Source organism: Falsiroseomonas oryziterrae, from assembly GCF_021864505.1.
Taxonomy (GTDB): Bacteria; Pseudomonadota; Alphaproteobacteria; order Acetobacterales; family Acetobacteraceae; genus Falsiroseomonas; species Falsiroseomonas oryziterrae.
In genome coordinates this window covers 1-1,215 of record NZ_JAKJIB010000590.1, presented here as the reverse complement: position 1 = coordinate 1,215, position 1,215 = coordinate 1, and the positions used below count along the sequence as shown (strand labels likewise).

Sequence of the window (1,215 nt, the reverse complement as noted above, 5' to 3'; positions counted from 1 at the left end):
ACGGGATCGAGCATGCGGCGGAGGGCGACCTTGCTTCGCCCTTCGCCGCGGCGCTGGCCGAAGGCGGCCGGCTGACCGTGGCGCGCGCCGAGGGGCGCGCCACGCGCCTGCTGCCGCCGCCGCGCGCCGAGGCGGAGCGGCTGGTCGTCACCATCCGCACGACCGCGCTGCCAGTGCCGAGCGAAGCCGTCGTGCTCGCCCGCACCGGCGACGGCCGCACGCTGGACCGTGCGACCGTGCCGATTCCGGCGAATGCGACGGAGGCCGAGGCCGCGCTGCCGCTGCCGCTCGAGATCCGCAACCAGGTGGTGCGGCTCGATCTCGACGGCGTCACGGGCGCCAATGGCACGGTGCTGCTCGACGAGCGGTTCCGGCGCCGCCCCGTGGGCCTGATCGCCGGCGGGGAGGAAAGCGCGGCCGATGTCCCGCTGATCGGCGAGCTCTTCTATCTCGACCGCGCGCTGAGCCCCTTCGCCGAGCTGCGCCGCGGCCCCGTCGAGCAGTTGCTGCAGCGCCGCCTCTCGGTGCTCGTGCTCGCCGATCGTCCCGTCGCGGAGGGCCGCGAGGCGGAGCTGCTCACGCGCTGGATCAACGAGGGCGGGACGCTGGTGCGATTCGCCGGCGCGCGCGTGGCGGAAGCGCCCGATCCGCTGCTGCCGGTGCCGCTGCGCGCCGGCGAGCGGCAGATCGGCGGCGCGCTGTCCTGGGAACAGCCGCAGCGCCTCGCCCCCTTCCCGGAAGGCTCGCCCTTCGCGGGCCTCGCGCCCTCGCCCGAGGTGACGGTGGAGCGGCAGGTGCTGGCCGAGCCCTCCGCTCGGCTGACGGGGCGCACCTGGGCGCGGCTGGCCGACGGCACGCCGCTGGTCACGCAGGAAAGCCGCGGCGCGGGCCGCATCGTGCTGTTCCACGTCACCGCCAATGCCGACTGGTCGAACCTGCCGCTGTCGGGGCTCTTCGTGGACATGCTGCGGCGGATCGTCGCACTTTCGGCCGGCGTGACAGGCACGGACGGGGAGGCGCCGCTCGCGCCGCTCGAGACGCTGGACGGCTTCGGCCGGCTCGGCCCCCCGCAGCCCGGAGCGCAGCCCATCCCCGCCGCGCGCATCGGCGAGGAAGCGCCCAGCCCGCGCCATCCGCCCGGCTGGTACGGCACCGGGACCAGCGCGGCGGAAGCCGCGCAGCGACGCGCGCTGAACCTTGGCGCCGCCATCCCCG

At 76.3% G+C, this 1,215-nt stretch carries 1 pseudogene; it reads left to right on the top strand.

The features are described 5' to 3' along the window. Positions 1-1,215, top strand: a pseudogene (locus tag L2I40_RS23430) (DUF4159 domain-containing protein); the annotation flags it as partial.